This window comes from Rhizobium sp. UFLA01-1127 (assembly GCF_059803845.1).
In genome coordinates this window covers 22,297-40,704 of record NZ_JAUQTZ010000051.1, presented here as the reverse complement: position 1 = coordinate 40,704, position 18,408 = coordinate 22,297, and the positions used below count along the sequence as shown (strand labels likewise).

The window sequence follows — 18,408 nt, the reverse complement described above, 5'->3', positions numbered from 1 at the left end:
TGGTTGAGACCGTGCTGACCACGGATGAAGACTTCCCAAAGCGGCCATTCGCTGGACATGTTTCTCACTCCCAGAATTTTCGAGCCGCCTTATTCGGCGGCAATCCTTGCGGCGGCACGGCGCTCAGCCGCTTTCTCGGCATGAGCCGTCAGGCCGTCGCGAAACCATGCGCCATCGTTCCAAGCCTGTTTGCGGGCATTCAGCCGCTCCGCATTGCAGGGACCGTTGCCGGCGATCACATTGACGAACTCCTCCCAATCCGGTTCGCCGAAATCGTAGCCGCCCTTTTCCTCGTTCCACTTCAGCATGGGATCGGGGACGGTCAGACCGAGATATTCGGCCTGCGGAACGGTCTGGTCGACGAATTTCTGCCGCAGCTCGTCATTGGAGTTCTGCTTGATCTTCCAGGCCATCGACTGGGCGGAATGCACGGAGGCATCGTCCGAAGGACCGAACATCATCAGCGACGGCCACCACCAGCGGTTCAGCGCATCCTGCACCATGGCCTTCTGTGCCGGCGTGCCCTTCACCATCTTCATCAGGATGTCGAAACCCTGGCGCTGGTGGAAGCTTTCCTCTTTGCAGATGCGGATCATGGCCCGCGAATAGGGACCATAGGAACAGCGCTGCAACGGAACCTGGTTCATGATGGCAGCGCCATCGACCAGCCAGCCGATCGCGCCGATATCCGCCCAGGTGAGCGTCGGATAGTTGAAGATCGAGGAATATTTGGCATTGCCGGAATGCAGCTGCTCATACATCTCGTCACGGCTGATGCCGAGCGTCTCGGCGGCACAGTAGAGATAGAGGCCGTGGCCGGCTTCGTCCTGCACCTTGGCAAGCAGGATCGCCTTGCGCTCCAGCGTAGGAGCACGGGTAATCCAGTTCCCCTCCGGAAGCTGGCCGACGATTTCGGAATGGGCGTGCTGGCTGATCTGGCGGATCAGCGTCTTGCGATAGCCTTCCGGCATCCATTCCTTCGGCTCGATCTTCTGACCGGCATCGACGCGTTCCTGAAAGGCGCGCTCCTCAGGCTCCATCTCGTCGAGGGAACGGATGCAGGTGCCGTCGGTTTTCACCATTTGCGCATACATTGATCTTCCTCCTGTCGATCGTGTCAGGCTCGTTCGAGAATAAGTGCGACACCTTCACCGACGCCGAGATACATCGCCCACAAGGCACGGCGACCGCCCTGGCGATGACGCCGGTAGGCCACAGCAGACACAAGCTTCCGGCACGAATTTCTCCCGGTCCTCCTCGAAGGACAATTCGCCGACCGATCGGTTAATTAATACCAATTTTAATGTCACGTTTCAACACTATATTTCCGATTTTTTGTGACATTTCGGCTGACAGGCTTTCGTTCGCTTTTTTGCAAGGCGACGGGCCGTCATATGATGGCGAGAAGCTCGGTCATTCGATGTTTGGTGGCTGCTGTTTGACCTGGAAGCGGTCCGTCTGCCGTCCGGAATTTCCTGGCGACGAAGTCATCCGCCTTAGCCGACAACCGAGTGTAGAGAGAGGCGAACAGGCGGCGTACTTCGGCATGCGGCCAATCATCCGGCAGCGCCGCCGCTGGAAGCTGAGGATCGCGCAGCACAATGATACGGTATTGATGGACAAGAAAAAGACGGGCGGCGAGATGCTCGATCGCGGTGAGCTTTTCTCCCGATTCAAGTGCCTCATAGAATTGCCCGAACCGCTCGAGGAATTCGTGATAAGCTTTGGCGTATTTCGACAGGTCCCAGTATTCGGCCGCGAGCCCCCGGAGGCCGAAGTTGGCGCCGGCAGCATCCGCCGTGAAAACAACACTGCCTTCGGACAATTGCGGATGGGTTCGTACTCCGATCATCAAGCGCACGCCCAACCGCGTATAGCCGGAATGCTCCAGGAGCCGCACATCGGTCTCAATCGATTGCCCACCCAGATAGACGAAGCGCCATTGAGATTGATCGGCAGGACCGAACAATAGGCGCGCAGCTGCGGCGAAATCGGTTTGAGCAGCCTCCGTCAGACGATAGTAGCTGCGACGCCCCTCCCGCTCGCCTGTCAGCTGGCCGGCAGCTACCAATCTGGAAACCGCGGTGCGGACAAGAGTTTCGCTGATGCCCAGCTCTGCGCAGACTTCTATGAGGTTCCCTATCCAGATCGCACCGCCTCTCGGCTCCACCACATCGCCATAAATCGTTACGATGAAACTCGCAGCTCTGAGTGAAGCGCTGCTCAGCAAAAGACTTATCGACATACTCTAGTGATCCAGTTTTTTTGCGAGCTCACCATAATTTCGATGAGGTAGGACCGAAGCCCGCGCTGCCGTTCGTCTTCATGCATTACATCGGCAAACAAGGCAATTGGACATCGCCTTTGGCTCAATGGAGTCAGCCGGTTGTTTGACCTTCAGACCTTCCACCAGGAGAACTTCGATAGGCTGTTGGCTGCTGCAGGCGTCCATTAAAATCCAGATCCTGCGCCCGCCAGATCGAATCATGCTGCTCGCGCATTGCGTCAGCTGCGTCCCGGACCACTTCGGAAATTTGCTCGAGCTGCCTGGCCAAAGGGCTCGTCCTGCGCCAGATCATGCCGATCGTCCTGGATGGCTGGGGACTTTGGAAGCGCACCGTCGAGACCGAGGCGGAACGGGTCTCAACTGCCACGGCCATCTCCGGTATCAGTGTGACGCCGATACCGGCGCTGACCATCTGCACCAGCGTCGATAGCGAGCTGCCGTCCATGAGCTCACGCGGAAGCGCCGACTGTATGTTGCAGAAGGAGAGCGCCTGGTCGCGGAAGCAGTGCCCTTCTTCCAGCAGCAGCAGCCGCATTTCGCGGAGCGCTTCCCGGTTCGGCACCGGCTTGCCTTCGTCCTCGCTCGGCCGCACCAGCACGAAATTTTCCGCAAACAGCGGTACTTCCATCAGGGATGGCTCGGAGATCGGCAGGGCGACGATGGCCGTATCCAGCCTCCCCTCCTGCAACTCCTCGACCAGTTTCGACGTCAGGGTCTCGCGGACATGGATATCAAGCCCGTCATATATGCGAGAGAGATTGCCTATGATGCTCGGCAGCAGGTAAGGCGCAACCGTCGGAATGACGCCGATCCGCAGCCGGCCCACGGGCTGGTTATGCGATGCGCGGGCAAGGTCTCCCAGCTCATCGACGGAGCGCAGGATGTCGCGGACACGGATGGCGAACGCTTCCCCGAAATTGGTCAACCGGACCTGGCGCGCGCCTCTTTCGAACAGGTCGGTGCCGAGCTGCTCCTCCAATTCCTTGATCTGCATCGACAAGGCAGGCTGAGAGATCGCGCATATGTCGGCGGCACGTCCGAAATGGCCTTGCCTGGCGAGCGCCTCGAAATAGCGAAGCTGTTTGAGCGTCAGATTTGTCATAAGCTCACCTTATCGCACCAATCAGGAAATCCAACTTAAATTAATCGATTGTCTTGGCTATAGTGCCGCGGCAAAGATGAGATGCGGCCGCCTGTCATACGAAGCTCACATTGGGAGCATTGACTGCGTTCAGTTCATCGATGCTCGGACTGCCCGAAGTCATTGGGGCCAGCAAAGCCCGGCTTCGGCAGATACGTTCGTGCGAGGCCAGAACTACGAGAGATTTCATGCGTCTGACATGTCGCCGCCATGCCTATCATCAAGCCGGACCGTTTTGCGGGAGGATCCAAGATATCCTCGCCGGGTTGCCACAAACCAAGTCATCGTAAGGGAGAGAACTATGGATACTAAAGTCGAAAACGCAGGCAAGTGTCCGTTTCCGCATGGAAATACGAATGTTTCGGCCCGCTCGAACCGGGACTGGTGGCCGAACCAGCTCAACCTAAAGGTTCTGCACCAGAACTCGGCGCTGTCGAACCCGATGGGCAAGACGTTCAACTACGCCGAAGAGTTCAAGAAGCTCGATCTTGCGGCCGTGAAGAAGGACCTCGTCGCGCTGATGACGGATTCGCAGGACTGGTGGCCGGCCGACTTCGGCCACTACGGTCCGCTCTTCATCCGCATGGCCTGGCACAGCGCCGGCACCTACCGCACCGGCGACGGCCGCGGCGGCGCCTCCTCCGGTACGCAGCGTTTCGCGCCGCTCAACAGCTGGCCGGACAACGTCAACCTCGACAAGGCCCGCCGCCTGCTGTGGCCGATCAAGCAGAAATACGGCAACAGCATCTCCTGGGCCGACCTCATGATCCTGACGGGCAACGTCGCGCTGGAATCCATGGGCTTCAAAACCTTCGGCTTCGGCGGCGGCCGCGAGGACATCTGGGAGCCGGAAGAAGACATCTACTGGGGCACGGAAGAGACCTGGCTCGGCGACAAGCGCTACACCGGCGACCGCAATCTGGAAAATCCGCTCGCAGCCGTCCAGATGGGCCTCATCTATGTCAATCCGGAAGGCCCTAACGGCAATCCCGATCCGATCGCCGCCGCGCGCGACATCCGCGAAACCTTCGCCCGCATGGCGATGAACGACGAAGAAACCGTGGCGCTGATCGCCGGCGGTCACACCTTCGGCAAGACGCATGGCGCAGGCGACGCAGCCCATGTCGGCCCGGAGCCGGAAGCCGCCGGCATCGAGGAACAGGGTCTCGGCTGGAAGAGCAGCTTCCGCAGCGGCAAGGGCGGCGATGCGATCGGCAGCGGCCTCGAAGTCACCTGGACCTCGACGCCGACCAAGTGGAGCAACAACTTCTTCTGGAATCTTTTCGGCTACGAATGGGAGCTGACGAAGAGCCCGGCCGGCGCGCATCAGTGGGTGCCGAAGCATGGCGCCGGCGCCGGCTCGATCCCGGATGCGCACGACAAGTCCAAGCGTCATGCTCCGTCCATGCTGACCACGGACCTCGCCCTGCGCTTCGATCCGGCCTATGAGAAGATCTCCCGTCGCTTCTTCGAAAATCCGGACGAGTTCGCCGATGCCTTTGCCCGCGCCTGGTTCAAGCTGACCCACCGCGACATGGGACCGCGCGCCCGTTATCTTGGCCCGGAAGTGCCGAGCGAAGAGCTTATCTGGCAGGATCCGGTCCCGGATGCAGACTATGCTCAGATCGATGCCGATGATGTTGCCGCACTCAAGGGCCAGATCGCGGCCTCCGGTCTGACCATCCCGCAGCTGGTCTCGACCGCCTGGGCTTCGGCCTCCACCTTCCGCGGCTCCGACAAGCGCGGTGGTGCGAACGGCGCACGCATCCGCCTTGCCCCGCAGAAGGACTGGGAAGCCAACCAGCCGGCCCAGCTCGCTTCCGTGCTGCAGACGCTCGAAGGCATCCAGAAGGCGTTCAACGACGCCCAGACCGGCGGCAAGAAAGTATCGCTTGCCGACCTGATCGTGCTTAGTGGCTCGGTCGCCATCGAACAGGCAGCCAGGCAGGCCGGCCACGACGTGGTCGTACCGTTTGCTCCGGGCCGTACCGATGCGACGCAGGAGCAGACCGATGTCGATGCCTTTGCCGTCCTCGAGCCGATCGTCGATGGCTTCCGCAACTACCAGCGGCAGGCCTACACCGTGTCCACGGAAGAGCTGCTGATCGACAAGGCGCAGCTTTTGACGCTGACGGCGCCGGAAATGACCGCCCTCATCGGCGGCCTGCGTGTGCTGAACGCCAATGTCGGCCAGAGCCAGCACGGCGTCTTCACCAAGCGTCCGGAAACACTGACCAACGATTTCTTCGTCAACTTGCTCGACATGGGCACGGAGTGGAAGGCCGTATCGGATGCGAAGGACGTCTTCGAGGGACGCGACCGCGCAACGGGCGACGTGAAATGGACGGCAACGCGCGCCGATCTCGTCTTCGGTTCCAACTCGCAACTGCGCGCCATCGCCGAAGTCTACGGTCAGGCCGATGCCGGGCAGAAGTTCGTCCAGGACTTCGTCTCGGCCTGGACCAAGGTCATGAACGCTGACCGGTTCGACATCGCTTGATGCTAAAAGCTATTGGGCGCGGCCGAAGCCGGTCGCGCCCGTTCAGCCCATTTTTAAAACGGCCCGTTCTCGGTTGCCTCTTTCCAGCCAGGCGTTCAATCGCGTACGGGTCGGCTGCTCGATCAGATAGTAGCTCAGCAGCCCGAAGCATACTGCCAGAGCCAGCGCAGGGAGCTGGGGCAGGTGACCCTGCCGGGCAAGAATGTAAAATGGCTGCTGCCACAGATAGATCGAAAATGACATCCGCCCGATTTGCCGGATGATATCCCCTTCAAACAATATTCTCGAGAAGTGCTTGACGCTCTCGATCGTGCACACGGCAATTGCCAGCAACAAGGTCTTGAGGCCGAAGAACATCCAAGCGGCATCGGCAAACAGGCGCATTGCGAGGCCGCAGAAAAACGCCAAGGGCACCAGCCATTCCAAAGCCCATGGAGAGCGATGTTGGCTGAATAACAGCGCGAACGCAGCGGAAATTAGTATCGGCGCCGCTGCTACATGCGTCGGCCAGAAAACGGTGAATGGATTCTGTTCGTAAACATCGTATTGCCGGGTGCCGATGGCCAGCGCGGCAAAACCGAGCGCCAGAACAAGAAGCCCAATAAACCTGCTATCCGCGCCACGAAGCAAAAGGGCGAACAGGCCAAGCAAGACGTAGCTGTGCTCCTCCACGCATAATGACCAGATATGATCAAATATCGGGATGAAGGTACCGCTCTCGGTTATGACGTAGTTCACCGTGAAGGAGAGCGCGGATAGCACTCCCACGACGCCAGGTGCCAGCGGTGTCAGCGAGAAAACGGCCGCACTTACCGACACGAATATTAACAAGGTCGGATAGACTCGACTGAACCACCGGAAGAAGAACGCTCCAAGGGGCACGTTCCTGACAAAGAGGATGTCGGCCATGAGACGCCCGGAGAGAACGAAAAACAAATCCACTCCCGCCGATCCAAGACCGCGAGATAGCGATCACCACCGAAATGCCCAGCCAGCACCAAGAGGATGGCCATTCCGCGCCAACCGTCAAGTGCCGGAATATAACGTTGCTTTTCAGTTTCGGACATCAAAGACCATCGGTTGCTCAGCCGAGCCACCATCCTAAGATGTCCACATTAATGAAAGTGATAGATAACGGCGTCTCGCGCATTTTTTGCTGAACGAGCGATACCGCAAACGGCCCAAGGCTACGGCTCAGTCAACGCAGCTCAGGGGGGCGACATTCTGCAGAAGCGACGGCAGGACGACCGAAGGGTTCGGGATGGTCAGCGCGTCGAGGGTCGCCGTCTGTTGCGCCGAAAGCTCGACCTGGAGCGCGCCGATATTCTCATCGAGCTGCTCGAGAGTGTGAATGCCGATAACCGTTGACGAAACTCCCAGGCGCGCGATGGCCCAGGCAAGGGCTACGCGGGCGGTCGTCGTGCCGAGCTCATCGGCAACGCGGAACAAGGCGTCGACGATTTCCAGATCCTGTTCGTCGGGCCTTTGTGCCAGTTGTGCCGTATGGCCCGCTTTCGTCGCCGCGCCGGCGCGCTTATACTGTCCGCTGATAAGCCCCCCGCTCAACGGCGAATGCGCGACGACACCGAGCCCCAGCCCGCGCGCCATAGGGATGAGCTCGATCTCGAACAGCCGTGCCGCCAGGGAATATTCGATCTGCAGACCGATGAACGGAGCCCAGCCGTTGGATTGGGTGAGCAGATGCGCGTGCGCCACCTTCCACGCAGGCGCATCCGCAATGCCGAAATAGCGCAGCTTCCCCGATCGAATGAGATCGTGGAGCGCGGCAAGTATCTCTTCCAGAGGCGCCTGTATGTCCCAATTGTTCAGCCAGTACAGATCAAGATAATCGGTGCGCAGCCGCCGCAGAGCCCGTTCGACATTTGCCATGATGGCCTTTCGGCCAAATTCCTGGCTATGACGATCACCACCGAACTTGGCGGCGATAACGAACCGGTCGCGTTTGACCGGATGGTGCGCGAAGTAGCTGCCGACAACCGTCTGGCCGCCCGCTTTCATATCTCCGCTGCCCGTATCCAGATAATTTCCACCGAGATCGAGATAACGATCCATGATCGCCTCGGGCCTGTTTTCAGAGGAAGGCCGGGCGGCATCGAAGGTCATTGTGCCAAGCGCAAGCGGACTGACACACAGGTCCGAACGGCCGAGTGCCGCATAGCTGTCAAGATGCATAGATTGTCCCCCGGCCGGCTCAAGCCATCATATATCTTATCTCAAATCTAAGATCGTCAAACAAAGGAATTAAGTGTGGTTTCGTGATTTTACAATTCCTGAATACGGATAATGGGCCGGTCGCTAACGGATCATCCTTTGCGATCTTTTCGGTGCGCTTTGTCCGCGCTGCCGCTCACGAACGGCAGCGATCAAGTCTCGCCGAGCCGGACGCCTGCATCGAAGCAATCGGCTACGATGCAAGGCTGGAACCTTTCCGGAGCCTGCCAGAGAATGGTGGCGGCGGCATGCTCCAACGTGGCGATGCGGATGGTTCCGGCAGGCTCTCGCGCAATCCCCTCAGGGAAGCGAGTTCGCGGTCAATGCTTCCGAGCGTTCGCCGATTGCCTCAATCGTGCGGCGATCACGACAAACATATCTCACGCATTATCAAATAATAAATAACAGGACACGACAAGGCGCAGCTCGGTTGGAGCCGGATGATTTAGGCGAACCGACCAAAATCTGAATCCTCGAATCAACGAAATAAAGCGTGATGTTGTCCGAAAACCGATCACACACTTCGGCATCATGCTCTGGGCTCATGGCACACTCAGCCCCGCTCCGCCTTCATTGCCCACTATCAATGAATGTAGCCTGTTTTCCTCTCGGCGATACCTGCGGGACTATGGTCACGCTCGGTTCGAAGAGCCAGGACGTTGAAGGGTTAAGACCGTTTGCGTATGAATTCGGTGCGCAGCACCAATCCCTTGATCCCGTCGTAACGGCAATCGACCTCTTCCGGATTGTCGGTCAGTCGAATCGACTTGATAACCGTCCCCTGCTTCAATGTCTGGTTGGCGCCTTTCACTTTCAGATCCTTGATGAGGGTGACGGAGTCGCCGTCGGCAAGGACGTTGCCGCTTGCATCGAGAACGACACGCTCGGTGGAGGCAGCCGCAGCCGCCATTTCCGCGGCAGGGCGCCATTCGCCGGTCACTTCGTCATAGATATATTCGTCATTTTGACTGGTCATGCCAAACTCCGTCCTGCAATTTTTCCGAGTATTCCAAAGCCGGCGAACGCCTGGCTTTCATCTCGCTCATGATCGATAAGTGGCGTCTATCGCAGACGATCACCCCATGCAACATGAGGTTGGCGCAAAACGGCGGCCCCGAGGAGAGCACTCAGCTTTGCCGGTCCAGCACCGATGCCGGCCAGGGATTGCGGCCGTCGCGAAGCCACGACAGCGTGTCGATCCAGAAGCCGGCGGCATGGCTGTCGTGAAACAGGCCGAAATGACCGATCCTGTCGCGGCCGAGGTCAACAGGGTACAGTTGCACCACGACGGATTGGGCGCCCGCATAATAGTTCAGCGTGCGCCGGACCGCTGGCGCCGTGCCGAGTTCATCATCCGAAACGGCAATTGCCAGGATCGGCGCCTCGACCGCAGCCATTCGGCGCAGCACTTCCTTTCTCTCGTCCTTGGGATGGCTGCGCTCGAACCGGGAGCGGCGAAAGCTCCATTCGTTTGCCACACCCTTCGGCAGATCCTCCAGCCAGCCAAGCCGGCGGCCCGGAAAATAGCCGCAGAGCGCGGTTACTGCGGGCATGACGACATGCCATTTGAAAAACAGGGCAGCACGCCTGCTCGGCATATAGTCACCCCACCAGGCATATTGTGCTCCGACGGTCAGCATCCTGTCGATCATCGGAGCATGTTCGGCCAGCCCCGGCAGGAAGCCGCCAACGCTATGACCGACCACCATCAGCGGTCCGTGACGCCGATGCCCGCTCATCAGCCGAAGCACGGCCTCGAAATCCCGCTCCCCCCAATCGCGCCAGCGATAGCCCGCGCCTCGCAGCTCAGGCGGGCGCGACTGGCCGATGCCGCGATAGTCGAAGGTTAGGACATCGAACCCATGCCTCGCCAGAAAATGCGCATAGCGATGATAGTAGCGCGCCAGAACGCCCGTCGCCGGATTGACGATCACGCTGCCCTCTGGCCAAGGCGTTTCCGCCAGCCAGAGATGGCCGCCGAGCACAACGCCATCCGGACAAGGAATGGAAATGGGCAGGCCGCCCGGCTTCGGCGATGACGGAATTGGCTGTTCGCTCATGGTCGCCACGATGGAGCAGCCGCTGCGTTGTGTATATTCACTACCCGGTATACATTGGGCTATGAGAGACCGTTCCCCGCCGACACGCGAACGCATTCTTCAGGCCGCCGGAAAGCTTTTTCATCGCGACGGTATCCGTACGGTCAGCGTCGATGCCATCGCCGAAAAGGCCGGCGTCACCAAGCGCACGCTCTACTATCATTTCCGCAGCAAGGATGACCTGATCGCCGCCCATCTCCAGGCGCGCGACGAGCCGAACCTTGCTCTCTTCAAACGCTGGTTCGAGGAAACGGAGGGCGATATCGCCGAGAAGGTTGCCGGTATTTTTCGCCATTTGGCGCAATCGGCACGCAATGCCAAATGGAAGGGCTGCGGCTTTCTGCGCACCTCGGTCGAACTTATCAACCTTCCCGGCCACCCAGCCCTGGTTGCGGCGCGCGCCCATAAGAAGCGGGTCGAAGGCTGGCTCGGATCGATCTTCACGGAGGCAGGAGCCGGCAATGATGCCCTGCCGCTCGCGCGCCGGATCATGCTGCTCCTCGACGGCGCGTTTGCCGTTGTGCTGCTCCATCGCGATCCAAGCTATATGGAGACGGCGGCGGAGACGGCAGCTCGACTTATTGCCGATAGACTATCGAGCGTAGCAGGATGCAAAAGCAGCCTCCATGAGCGACGCCCGTTTGCCGATCAATGATACTTCAGGCGCTCGCGGCCAAGGATGGCGGGAGCATCGACACCGGCGATCGGCTGGGAAAGATCGCTCGAAATATCGCCGGCAAGCTGCAGATCGAGATAGCGCGCGCAGCAGACCCGCAGGAACGATGTGAAATTGCCGAGATCGTGGCCGGCATCGATCGATTCATGGTGCAGCTTGGTAATGAGCTGCACCACGTTCATGCCGTCGCGCCGTGCGATTTCCTCCAGCTTCGACCAGAAGAAGTTTTCCAGTCTGACACTGGTCACCATGCCATCGATGCGCAGGGAACGCGTGGTGCTTTCCCAGAGCCCAGCATCGGCCTTGACGAACAATTCGCACATGCGCGTCTCCCCTTTTTGGTCTCAGGCGGCGTTTTCTTCCGACAAGGCGGCAGCATCGAGTACTGCCATGAACTGACGTAGCCAAGACGGATGCGCGGGCCAGGCTGGTGCCGTGACGAGATTGCCGTCGGCAACCGCGTCGTTGATGGCAATGTCGGCATAGATGCCGCCGGCAAGCTCCACCTCGGGGCGGCAGGCGGGATAGGCCGAGCAGGTCCGTCCCTTGAGAACACCGGCAGCCGCCAGCAATTGCGCACCATGGCAGATAGCGGCAACAGGCTTGCCCGCCTCGAAGAAATGCTTGACCGACTTGATCACGTCGGGATTGAGGCGCAGATATTCCGGCGCACGGCCGCCCGGAATGACGAGCGCATCGTAATCCTCGGCGCGGATACTGGAAAATGTCGCATTCAATGCGAAATTATGGCCGCGCTTCTCGGAATAGGTCTGATCGCCTTCGAAATCGTGGATGGCGGTTGCCACCGTCTCGCCGGCATTCTTGCCGGGGCAGACGGCATGGACCATATAGCCGCAGGCAAGCAGCGTCTGGAACGGCACCATGGTCTCGTAATCCTCGGTGAAATCACCGGTGATCATCAATATCTTCGCTGCTGGCATCGTCATCCTCCCTCAAAACCAACGGCGACACCCTATCAAAGTACCCGGGATCGCGGGTATTAGGCGAATACTACATCCCATTTATGATCCTGCTTACTGCACCGGCGAGCGGCTGAGATTTGGGACAGCACAAGCCTCGCCGCCGCCGAAGAGGCGCGAGCGGGTCAGAAACCGCTTCTCCCGCCCATTGTCGAGCGAGAACATGCCGCCGCGACCGGGTACGACATCGATGATGAGCTGCGTATGCTTCCAGGCCTCGAACTGACTGGCGCTGATATAGACCGGCACGCCGCCGATCTCGCCGAGTTTGACGTCGCTGTCGCCGATCATGAACTCGTTTGCCGGATAGCACATCGGCGAAGAGCCATCGCAGCAGCCGCCCGACTGATGAAACAGAATATCGGGATGATCCTTCTGAATCTCACGGATAAGCTCGAGCGCCCTGTCGGTCGCCAGCACCCGAGGCTCCGATCCATTGTCGCCCATGACGATCCTCCATCACCGCCTGAAAATGCTTGAAGGCTCCCGGCCGCCGCCGGGAGCCTCGCCGGCTTCCTTGGGAGAACTCAGAAGAAGCCGAGCGCTTTGGGACTGTAGCTCACCAGCATGTTCTTGGTCTGCTGATAATGATCGAGCATCATCTTGTGCGTCTCGCGCCCGATGCCCGATTGCTTGTAGCCGCCGAAGGCGGCATGGGCGGGATAGGCGTGATAGCAATTCGTCCACACGCGGCCGGCCTGGATCTCGCGGCCGAAGCGATAGGCACGATTGCCGTCGCGGGTCCACACCCCGGCGCCAAGGCCGTAGAGCGTATCATTGGCGATTTCGAGCGCGTCCTTCTCGTCCTTGAAGGTCGTGACCGATACGACCGGGCCGAAGATTTCCTCCTGGAAGACACGCATCTTGTTGTGACCCTTGAAGATGGTCGGCTTGACGTAATAGCCGCTCGACAGTTCGCCGCCGAGCTCGGCGCGACCGCCGCCCGTCAGCACTTCGGCTCCTTCCTGCCGGCCGATATCGAGATAGGAGAGGATCTTCTCCATCTGCTCGCTCGATGCCTGGGCACCGATCATGGTCGCGGAATCGAGCGGATTGCCCTGCTTGATGGCTTCGACACGTTTGACGGCCCGCTCCATGAAGCGGTCATAGACCGATTCCTGGATCAACGCGCGGCTCGGGCATGTGCAGACCTCGCCCTGGTTGAGGGCGAACATCGCAAAACCCTCGAGCGCCTTGTCGAAGAAATCGTCGTCTTCGGCCGCAACATCGGCAAAGAAGATGTTCGGCGACTTGCCGCCGAGTTCGAGTGTGACGGGGATAAGGTTCTGGCTGGCATACTGCATGATCAGCCGGCCCGTCGTCGTTTCGCCGGTAAAGGCGATCTTGGCGATGCGCGGGCTGGTCGCCAGCGGCTTGCCGGCCTCCAGGCCGAAACCGTTGACGATATTGAGCACGCCCGGCGGCAGAAGATCGCCGACGAGTTCGGCCCAGACCAGCAGCGAGGCCGGCGTCTGTTCCGCCGGCTTGATGACGACGCAATTGCCCGCGGCAAGCGCAGGTGCCAGCTTCCAGGCCGCCATCAGGATCGGAAAGTTCCAGGGAATGATCTGCCCGACGACGCCGAGCGGCTCATGGAAATGATAGGCGACGGTGTCGTGGTCGATCTCGCCGATCGAACCTTCCTGGGCGCGAATGCAGGATGCGAAATAGCGGAAGTGATCGATGGCGAGCGGAATGTCGGCCGCCATGGTTTCGCGGATCGGCTTGCCGTTGTCCCAGCTTTCCGCCTGCGCCAGCACTTCCAGCTTGTCCTCCATGCGCTGGGCGATCTTCATCAGGATATTGGAACGCTCGGTGGTGGACGTCCGCCCCCATTTGTCCTTCGCGGCATGCGCGGCATCGAGCGCGGCGTTGATGTCCTTCTCGTCGGAGCGCGGTATTTCGCAGATCTTGCCGCCGGTGATCGGCGTCAGATTGTCGAAGTACTTGCCGCCGATCGGCTCGCGCCACTTGCCGCCGATATAGTTGCCATATTTGAGTTTAAACGGAGATTCGACGATCTTCTGATGCAGCATGCCATCCTCCCTTGGTCGGCAGGTTCAATTAAGCGAACCGATAAGAGAAGTCTGAGTGCATATGGCGGCAGGCGATAGAGGCGGCTTGCCATGCTGCAGCGCACAGTGTCGCAACTCTGCGACAGCTGCCGGGTCGAATGCGATTTGACGGCGCGTTAGTGCAGATTGAGCCGGTTCATCTTCCGATGCAGCGTCGAACGGCTCATGCCGAGCGCTGCGGCCGCCTGGGAAACATTGCCGTTGGCGCGCGAAAGAGCCCTGAGCAGGGCGGCGCGTTCGGCCTCCAGGAGATCCTCATTCCCGGCTCCCTGCTCACGCAAGATATCGGAAGCAGGAATTCCCGCAGCGATGCGCTGGTCGTCGAGCTTCAGCGCAAGGCGGGCCGCCCGCGTCGCTCCAAGCACGAGGTCATTGCGGTCGACGGCGAGCAGTGCGGATGTGGAAGCCGTCTCCGTCGGCACCATCACGAAGCGGGCACCGGCAAAAGCGCTGCGGAAAAGATTGAGCTCGATGCGTATCGCGGCATCGCGCACCGTCTGCGACAGGATCGCCAGGGTCCCGTCGTTCACATCGTCGCGGCAGCTCGAAATATCGAGCGCGCCTGCGAGCTGGCCGCGATGGTCGCGGATCGGCGCCGTGGTGCAGCTGAGATTGATGTTGGAACAGAAGAAGTGCTGGTCGCGGAAGATCGCCACGGCCCGCTCGTCGGCCAGCGCCGTGCCTATGCCGTTGGTGCCGATGCTCGCCTCGGTCCAGACGGAACCGATCCATAGGCCGAGATCGCGGAATTCCTTGTCGTCACCCGCGGCGCCGCGGCGCTCGAGCGCAATGCCGTCACGATCGGTCAGAAGCAGGCAGCAACCAGCCCTGCCGACCGCGAGAAAGAGACGATCCAGTTCACTGGCCGCTTCGGCAACCAGCCGCTCCGATCGGCCAAGCGCCGTTTCAAATTCGTGACCGGTGAGGCGCAGCGGCAGACGCTTGTCCTCCGGCGCCAGACGATGCATGACCATGCATCGCCGCCAGGAGGCAACGACCGAAGAACTCGCCGCCGCCGATTGCGCCGACGCATACACCTGATCCGCATGCGCGGAATATTCCTGCATTTGGCTCCTCCCACCGAACGCTGCCGCAATTGTCGCTAAAAAACGCCGGCGAAGCAATCCTCCCTGCAGCCTTCGCTCGAAGGCGCCGAATTCGGTGGCGAACACATTGACGGCAAAGCCTTTTTCAGTGTCACGCATCTCTCTCAGCCATGCCGGCACATTTCGAAACGAATCCGGCCGATAGATGTGGAACATTTCGGCTCGCTGTCCGCGTAAGCGCGACCTGACACGCCAATCACGATCTTTCAGGCGGCTGTCAGCGTGTTGCTGTAGCAGCTTTTCCCAGGGAAACGGAGCGGAAGGCGATTGGTGAAGCCGGCTCCACGGACAGCTGTATCGACAGCAACGGAAAATCGGCTATGCAAGCATGGCAGCGAGGCCGAGAGGTCATGAAAGAAATGCTGGCGCGTTCGGCCCACACCGGCCGCAGGCGTATGGCCAGCGGCCTTCGCCGTTTCTTCACCACTCCGGCCGCCCTACCTCCTGCAAATCGGGCATTTCTCGAGCGTCCGATCGTCCTCATCGCCATCTTCCTTGCCCTGTCATTGCTCGTGATGTGGACGGCCGATTATCCCTTGGGCGTTTGGATGAAGTCGTTTCCGCAGCAGTTGCGCGGGACGGCGAAATGGATCAGCAGTCTCGGCACGGGACTGTTGGTGCTCTCATTCAGCGGTGCGCTGCTGATATTTGCGATCTTCGCGCCTGCGCAAAAGTTGCGCAAATCGATGCGCCGGAGTGCGGATCTCATCGCCACCGGAGCGGCATTCGTTTTCCTGGCGGTCGCCGGCGGCGGTATTGTCGATTCGCTCGCCAAGAACATCATCGGCCGTGCCCGACCGGAACTCCTGCAGACGGACGGCGCGTTCACCTTCCGACCCTTTGCCTTTCACGCCGACTTTGCCTCCTTTCCCTCCGGACATTCAGCAACCGCCGGAGCCATGGCGATGTCGCTTGCCCTTGTCTTTCCCCGCCTTCGTCCTTTGTTCATTCCCGTAGGCGTCTTGATCTGCCTGTCGCGTCAATGGGTCGGCGCCCATTGGGCGAGCGACACGCTGATGGGCTGGGGCGTGGGCGTCGCCTTTGCGCTGTGGCTGGCGCATGCGTTTGCCCGGCGGCATCTCCTCTTCACGTATGATTCCAGCGGCCGCCTGCGCCCGGCAGAGCAATACAAATCGATCCAGGCCATTCTGCGCGCCTTGATACGGCGCATACCGATGATCGGCAGGAAAGTGGCACCCGCAGCAAAGGCGTGCTCTCCGCAGTCCCGCCTCGCAAACTCTTGAAACTCGATCCCGGTCCTGCGTCACGCGCAGACCTCGAGCTGCGCCATAGCACTGTTATTTGCGGCAGCAGGCTCGTGCGCTGCAAATGCCCGCCTTTTTTCAGCTGAATGCAAAATGATCGATGTGCAGCGACGGATTTGCCGAACGCGGCCGTTTAAGTGCTGAAGGGACAACAGCTCAAAGCTCTTCAAGTACGAGTGAGGACATCATGAAAAAGATCATTTTGCTGGCTTTTGCCGCGACCGCTTGCTTTGCAGCCATCTCGCCGGCCGAAGCCCGCGACGGATGCGGCATCGGCTGGCATCGCGGACCCTATGGCTATTGCCGCCCGAACGGACGGCCTGTTGTCGTCGTGCCCGCGGTTCCCGCCTATGGCATCTTCTATCCCGGCCGCGGTTACTGGGATGGGCATCGCTATTGGGTACATCGCACGTGGTGGCATGGTGGCTGGCGTTATCGCTAAGCCGCCCTTCAGCGATGTGCGCGGCCCGGTCTTGAAGATCGGGCCGCATGCGGCCGGCGGATCGAGGCCTTGCGGCCCTCCCTCAGCATATCCTGAAGGCGCCATCTTCACGCTTTCAGGAAGTTGGCAAGAATGATCTCGCGCCAGACGCGGGTGGGCGTAATCCAGGCGTCCCATGAATTATACTTGCCGGAGTAGATAACGGCGGCGATTCCAGCATGGGGCATCAGCCAAAGTCTTTGCCCACCATTTCCGAAACCTGCATACCACGGGCTCGGACGGTCAAACGCCGGCACCGGCGCATCTCCGCAAAACCACAGCCGGCCATAACCCAAACCGTCCTCGGTCGGAATCGCCCGCGTAAACGATTGACGGATCCAATCTTCGGACACGATCCTTCGGCCGTTCCACACGCCCTTTTGAAGAAGAAGCATGCCGATCTTCAGCAAATCCGGAGCCGTGAGGCGCAGCCCGGATGCAGCCGACGCGACGCCGTCATGCCCGGCCGACCAATGGAACCTCGCAATATCGAGCGGCTCGAAGAGAACTTCCCGCGCGAAATCGGACAAGCGCTTGCCGCTGCCGCGCTCGATGATGGCCCCGGCCAACGCGACGCTGCCACCGGAATAAATCCAGCGCGTTCCAGGCTCGGCAACCATCGGACGGTCCAGGGCGAATCGATAGCGATCCGGCGCATTCTCCATGGCGATTTCGCTGTTCAGCGGGTCGGTATAGGGACGTTTCTCGTCCCACTCCATTCCCATCGTCATCGTCAGGGCGTGGCCCACGGTGATCTTGGCGCGCGCAGCATCCCTGGCCAGATCGCCGTATTCCGGGAATTGCTCATAGAGAGGAGCGTCCGGCGGCGGCACCAATTCCCTGTCGAGCGCAATACCGTAGAGGAGACCCACCACGCTCTTGGTAACCGAACGGAGATCGTGCAGCGTGTCCGCATCAAAAACGACGTCGCCGAGCGGAGCTCCCCAATTCTCGTCGGGGCCGGCAGCATAATACTCCAGGCAAATGTTGTCGGAACGGGCGGCAAGCACGACATGCAGATCGCGCAGCAAGCCCGCTTCTATTCCGGCTTCAAACTTGCGTCGAAGCCCCGGATCGAAGCCCATGGCCTGCAAGGTTTCGCGATCGGGCAAAAAAGATGAGGCGCTCTGTGTGATGACCATGCAATCTCCACCCTTCGCTCGGTGACCTTAGGAGAAAGCTACAATCAAAGCGCGCATCCGGCAAGGCGACCGGGCGGCAATTTGGCATCCGTATCCGCCGGCTTTCGGATCAGCCCTGCCCCTTCTCGGGTCTGCCTCCGGCCTCATCGCGACTATGGAGCCCTCCATTTCTGACGAGAGTCCCGGCCGCGACTGTGGGCCGCTTCCGAGACTCCCGGCTGTCGTCAGGGGTGAGTACGACAGCCAGGCCAACAAATCGACTTTCAGACCGGTAATCCATAGGCCGAAAGGAAATTGGAAAACATAAGCTTAAATTCCACAAGTCATTGCCCCACTTCGGCACATATGCTGCAAAATTCGAAAATCTATCCCGATCAGGATTGATCCTGCCGGTCGCCATTGCTGTTCAGATCTTGCACAGCGT

At 60.0% G+C, this 18,408-nt stretch carries 16 protein-coding genes and 1 pseudogene; 4 read left to right on the top strand and 13 right to left on the bottom strand.

Features of this window, described 5'->3' with window-relative positions; all coding sequences use genetic code 11:
* Positions 1–89: 89 nt before the first annotated feature.
* From paaA to Q4Q11_RS15110, 3 genes are all read right to left on the bottom strand, one after another.
* On the bottom strand, positions 90–1,094 hold the full coding sequence (paaA, locus tag Q4Q11_RS15120; RefSeq protein WP_498569996.1) for a 1,2-phenylacetyl-CoA epoxidase subunit PaaA: 1,005 nt from the start codon (positions 1,092–1,094) through the stop codon (positions 90–92).
* A 296-nt stretch (positions 1,095–1,390) separates the two neighbouring features.
* Positions 1,391–2,245 carry a PaaX family transcriptional regulator C-terminal domain-containing protein gene (locus tag Q4Q11_RS15115; RefSeq protein WP_498569995.1) on the bottom strand — a complete coding sequence of 285 codons (855 nt, stop codon included), beginning with the start codon at positions 2,243–2,245 and terminating at the stop codon, positions 1,391–1,393.
* A gap of 133 nt (positions 2,246–2,378) precedes the next feature.
* Positions 2,379–3,389 (bottom strand): hydrogen peroxide-inducible genes activator, encoded by a 1,011-nt coding sequence (locus tag Q4Q11_RS15110; protein ID WP_112508538.1) that lies wholly within the window; start codon positions 3,387–3,389, stop codon positions 2,379–2,381.
* A 340-nt stretch (positions 3,390–3,729) separates the two neighbouring features.
* Here Q4Q11_RS15110 and katG point away from each other — a divergent pair, with 340 nt between their 5' ends.
* Positions 3,730–5,928: a catalase/peroxidase HPI gene (gene katG / locus Q4Q11_RS15105; RefSeq protein WP_112508535.1), complete on the top strand. Its 2,199-nt coding sequence runs from the start codon at positions 3,730–3,732 to the stop codon at positions 5,926–5,928.
* 42 nt (positions 5,929–5,970) lie between these two features.
* Here katG and Q4Q11_RS15100 read toward each other — a convergent pair whose 3' ends face one another.
* The 4 genes and pseudogenes from Q4Q11_RS15100 to Q4Q11_RS15085 all read right to left on the bottom strand — a co-directional run bounded on the left by Q4Q11_RS15100 (position 5,971) and on the right by Q4Q11_RS15085 (position 10,220).
* Positions 5,971–6,864, bottom strand: a complete 894-nt coding sequence (locus Q4Q11_RS15100) for an acyltransferase family protein (RefSeq protein ID WP_498569994.1) — start codon at positions 6,862–6,864, stop codon at positions 5,971–5,973.
* A 258-nt stretch (positions 6,865–7,122) separates the two neighbouring features.
* The gene (locus Q4Q11_RS15095) at positions 7,123–8,121 is read right to left on the bottom strand and encodes an aldo/keto reductase (protein WP_112508533.1); all 999 of its coding nucleotides are present in this window, start codon (positions 8,119–8,121) and stop codon (positions 7,123–7,125) included.
* Positions 8,122–8,827: 706 nt separating this feature from the next.
* Positions 8,828–9,145, bottom strand: a pseudogene (locus Q4Q11_RS15090) (zinc ribbon domain-containing protein YjdM); the annotation flags it as partial.
* Positions 9,146–9,287: 142 nt separating this feature from the next.
* A complete protein-coding gene (locus tag Q4Q11_RS15085; protein WP_112508527.1) occupies positions 9,288–10,220 on the bottom strand; it encodes an alpha/beta fold hydrolase in 933 nt (310 codons plus the stop codon).
* A gap of 61 nt (positions 10,221–10,281) precedes the next feature.
* On the opposite strand from Q4Q11_RS15085, the gene Q4Q11_RS15080 reads away from it, so the two are divergent.
* Positions 10,282–10,914, top strand: coding sequence for a TetR/AcrR family transcriptional regulator (locus Q4Q11_RS15080; protein WP_498569993.1), 633 nt, complete (start codon positions 10,282–10,284; stop codon positions 10,912–10,914).
* Here Q4Q11_RS15080 and Q4Q11_RS15075 read toward each other — a convergent pair.
* From Q4Q11_RS15075 to Q4Q11_RS15055, 5 genes are all read right to left on the bottom strand, one after another.
* Positions 10,908–11,258, bottom strand: a complete 351-nt coding sequence (locus Q4Q11_RS15075) for a ribbon-helix-helix domain-containing protein (protein ID WP_112508522.1) — start codon at positions 11,256–11,258, stop codon at positions 10,908–10,910. The genes Q4Q11_RS15080 and Q4Q11_RS15075 overlap by 7 nt on opposite strands.
* A gap of 21 nt (positions 11,259–11,279) precedes the next feature.
* Complete coding sequence (locus Q4Q11_RS15070) at positions 11,280–11,876, bottom strand: DJ-1/PfpI family protein (protein ID WP_112508599.1); 597 nt, start codon at positions 11,874–11,876, stop codon at positions 11,280–11,282.
* Positions 11,877–11,969: 93 nt separating this feature from the next.
* The gene (locus tag Q4Q11_RS15065; RefSeq protein WP_112508520.1) at positions 11,970–12,362 is read right to left on the bottom strand and encodes a DUF779 domain-containing protein; all 393 of its coding nucleotides are present in this window, start codon (positions 12,360–12,362) and stop codon (positions 11,970–11,972) included.
* Positions 12,363–12,442: 80 nt separating this feature from the next.
* Positions 12,443–13,951 carry an aldehyde dehydrogenase gene (gene adh, locus Q4Q11_RS15060; RefSeq protein WP_112508519.1) on the bottom strand — a complete coding sequence of 503 codons (1,509 nt, stop codon included), beginning with the start codon at positions 13,949–13,951 and terminating at the stop codon, positions 12,443–12,445.
* Between the two features lie 155 nt (positions 13,952–14,106).
* Complete coding sequence (locus Q4Q11_RS15055; RefSeq protein ID WP_112508597.1) at positions 14,107–15,057, bottom strand: sigma-54-dependent Fis family transcriptional regulator; 951 nt, start codon at positions 15,055–15,057, stop codon at positions 14,107–14,109.
* A gap of 389 nt (positions 15,058–15,446) precedes the next feature.
* Here Q4Q11_RS15055 and Q4Q11_RS15050 point away from each other — a divergent pair, with 389 nt between their 5' ends.
* Together Q4Q11_RS15050 and Q4Q11_RS15045 are read left to right on the top strand one after the other, a co-directional pair.
* On the top strand, positions 15,447–16,340 hold the full coding sequence (locus Q4Q11_RS15050) for a phosphatase PAP2 family protein (RefSeq protein ID WP_498569992.1): 894 nt from the start codon (positions 15,447–15,449) through the stop codon (positions 16,338–16,340).
* A 208-nt stretch (positions 16,341–16,548) separates the two neighbouring features.
* Entirely contained in the window at positions 16,549–16,803 is a 255-nt protein-coding gene (locus tag Q4Q11_RS15045; RefSeq protein ID WP_112508513.1) for a GCG_CRPN prefix-to-repeats domain-containing protein, read from the top strand.
* 107 nt (positions 16,804–16,910) lie between these two features.
* Here the strand turns inward: Q4Q11_RS15045 and Q4Q11_RS15040 are convergent, their stop codons facing one another.
* Positions 16,911–17,984: a serine hydrolase domain-containing protein gene (locus Q4Q11_RS15040; protein WP_112508510.1), complete on the bottom strand. Its 1,074-nt coding sequence runs from the start codon at positions 17,982–17,984 to the stop codon at positions 16,911–16,913.
* Positions 17,985–18,408 lie beyond the last annotated feature (424 nt).